Annotated in this window: 2 protein-coding genes; both read right to left on the bottom strand. The window is 63.7% G+C overall.

Annotated elements, in window-relative coordinates:
• Positions 1 to 160: 160 nt before the first annotated feature.
• Positions 161 to 1,165: a site-specific tyrosine recombinase XerC gene (gene xerC / locus ACLW56_RS24900; protein ID WP_330986282.1), complete on the bottom strand. Its 1,005-nt coding sequence runs from the start codon at positions 1,163 to 1,165 to the stop codon at positions 161 to 163.
• A 147-nt stretch (positions 1,166 to 1,312) separates the two neighbouring features.
• Positions 1,313 to 3,207: toprim domain-containing protein (locus ACLW56_RS24895; protein WP_330986281.1), on the bottom strand; the 1,895-nt coding region annotated here is incomplete at its 5' end.

The following is a 3,207-nucleotide window of genomic DNA, read 5'->3' as shown; positions in this document are numbered from 1 at the left end:
TGCATTATGTTTAATGACGCCTGCCCCGCATGACAGGACTGCATGGGACGCCGCTGCCGCACGGGGCAGACGGCATTGACCCCCGCGCACACCGCTGCTGTCCGGGCAAGAGGTGCGCAGGGAGGCGCGCCTTTTGCCCTGTCCACCGCACTCCGCGGGCTCACGCCTGACGCTTGCGTTTAGCCTTGCGCCGCTGCTCCGCCGGATGCGTCTGCGCATGCACCTGCTGAAGATGGCCTATCGCCACCCGCGTGTAGATCTGCGTGGTCTCCAGTTTCTCATGGCCGAGGATCGCCTGGATGTGTCGCGTGTCCGCGCCGTTCTCCAGCATCTGCGTCGCCATCGAGTGCCGGAAGATGTGGCACGCCCCGGCCTTCTTCAGCCGCGCCTTGTCGCGGATCTGTTCGCCCGCCATCGCGGTCAGGGTGCTGCGGGCCAGCCCGTGGCCTTTCTGGCTGAGGAACAGGTGGCCGCTGTCGGCCCGGTACGCCAGCTGCGGGCGAACGTCGTACAGATAGCGCTCCAGCCATTGCAGCGCTGCCTGACCCACCGGTACCACCCGATCCTTGTGCCCTTTACCCTGGCGGACGTACATCACGCCCCGCGTGAAGTCCACGTCCGGCAGCATCAGGTTCGCCAGCTCCATCCGCCGGATGCCAGTGCTCCAGAACAGTTCGAGGATGGCGCGGTTGCGCAGCCCGAACGGCGTGCCGGTGTCGCTGCTGCCCAGCACCTGACGCGTTTCCTGCTCGCTGAACACCTGCGCCGGAAGCCGTTTCTCTCCCTTCGGCAGCGTCAGCATTTCCGCCGGGTTATACAGGATGACGTGGCGTTTCAGCAGCCAGCGGAACAGGTTCTTCACCGCACTCAGCCGCGCCAGTTGCCCGCCCACAACCAGATGCTGGCCGTCGGCTTTGCGGTAGCCGCGCAGGTGGCGCTGGTAGCTCTCCAGCACCGGGAGGCTCACCTGCGGGGCGTACAGCAGGCCCCGATCTTCGTTCCATCTGACGAACGGCAGCACCCGCTCGCGGTAGCCTTCGACGGTGCGCTCACTCTGGCCGCGGGCATGCAGCGCGTCCAGCCAGTCCGCCAGATGCTGGCGCAGCGTCCGGCTCTGCTGGCTGAGGTGGAGGGTTGTCGGGGTGGGCGGCAGCGGTCTGGTCATGATGATTGTCCTGATGGCGGTACGGTACGATGACGGGAAGTGAGGATGCCGGAACAGTGGTTTTGTAGTTGCCCCAACCTGAGAGGCGCTCAGGTCAGTAATGATGCGGCCTGTGGGTGAGTTTCGTTACCCCAACTTAGCCCCAACTCAGGGGCAACCTGACACCATCTTGCGGGTTGTCTGCTCCAACTTGCCGGAGTCATACCCACTGTTTTCATCCGGTTCGATCAGGCCGCACAGGTGCGAGCCGTCACCGCCACCGTCCCATAACAGTTCGTACTGCAACAGATGGCCCCGGCTGCCGCCGTGGATCAGCAGGTACTCCATTTCCGCAAGCCGCATACAGTGGACCTTAAGCTGGTTGTCACTCCACTGTGTAAAGTCGCGGATCTCCCGCCGCGTGAAGCGCACCTCGCCGGGTTTGCACTTCCGCGCCGCTGCCAGTTCATTGACCATCGTTTGTATCAGCAGCAACAGCTTGCGCGTCTGCGGCGGCATCTCGTCCAGCGTGCGGCCTAAGATCTCATGCGCTAACTGGTTCGCTAACCCGATATCTTCCCGCGTCACCTCGATGTACTCCACCGCCTGCCCGCGATGCTCCACGCGCTTCACTTCCCGCTGATACTGATGCAGCAGCGTGACGCTCTGGATCAGCGTCAGGTATTTCATATGGTCGCGGCGGGTGCGCGTTTTGTCGCTCATAAAGGTGAGCTGGCTGGCGAACGGGTTCACCACGTTAAGCGGACGCAGCAGCCGCTGGGCGTTCTGGTGCAGCGCGGTGATGTAACTTTTTTCGTTACTGGCCAGCAGCCCTTCGAGCGTCTGCGCATAACGCTGTGCCGCGTGGATAGCCTCGGTCTGTTCACGGGACTCATTCACCGTCAGCACCAGGCAGCGGTTGAGCAGCTCTTCATCCACGTCGATGGCGGTGGTGGTCAGCATCAGCATCACCGGGCCTTTGACGGTATATTGTTTGGTGACGAGGTTGCCGGTGGCATCATCTTTACCCGTTGATGCGATGGTCAGCTCGCCGTCCGACTGCAGCAGTTTCAGGGCATAGGCCGCCTGGCGCACGCCTTCCTCTTCGGCGATGGCGAGGATCTTGTGTTGCAGGTTGGTTTCGCCGAGGTAGAACAGGCTCTGCCCGGTCATGGCCGAGTATTGCAGCCGCTCTTCTGGCGGGATGAAGTTCAGTACCGCGTCCATCAGCGAGGATTTTCCCGCTGCGCTCGACGACTGGATCAGCACCGCCAGTGGACGCTCCAGCTTGCGCGACACGGCGGCTAAGTAAGCGGCGGTGAGATTGGTGGCCTCGCCGACCACACCGCAGGCGGCCATATCGGTGGCGATCCGCGTTGCCAGGCCAGGATCGTTCAGCAGGGCCAGCGCCGCGGCCCGATCTTCCGGGGACATTTCCGGGACGAGGCTCTCCGGCTCCGGCGTGGTCAGCCACTGCTCCAGCGCCAGCAGGACGTTGCCCAGCGAACGGCGCAGATCGCCTTCGGCCAGCCCCAGCTCTGCCGCTGCCGCCCGCGCATAACCGGCCCGGCTGCGGGCGCTCATCATGTCCACGCTGTCCGCGAACACCACGCCGCTTTGCGTGTCCAGCACCTGCGCATTCACCTTCATCGTAGCGGCCCCGGCTTTGCGGGTTAAGCCCCGGATGGTCCAGCGCTGGCCGTCGATCGTCAGTTGCAGATCGCCGCTGGCTGATACCTCCACCACCACACCCGGCGTCACCGCTGCTGAAGGTAACACCGTCGCGGGTGCGGCATCCGTGACTTCCGGATCGTTCATCGGGACGGCACTTTCCAGCAACAACCGGAACGCCTGTTCTGGCTCCGCCACCTGACAGAGATAGCCGTTGGCATCCATTTCAGGCGGGAACATGACCCGGAACGACGCGATCCCGTCGCGGCGCAGATCGGCGGCCAGATCTTCCGCGCCATCGTTGCCCGCCATGTCATTGTCGAAGGCGATCAGCACCTGCCTGACGCCATGATGTTTAAAGGCCTGGCGCATCTCCGGGGTGAAGCCGAACA

Origin of the sequence: Pantoea sp. sgz302252 (genome assembly GCF_047713085.1) — a bacterium.
Classification (GTDB): domain Bacteria; phylum Pseudomonadota; class Gammaproteobacteria; order Enterobacterales; family Enterobacteriaceae; genus Scandinavium.
The sequence above is the reverse complement of the archived record's forward strand: the minus strand, read 5'-3'. Positions and strand labels throughout refer to the sequence as shown.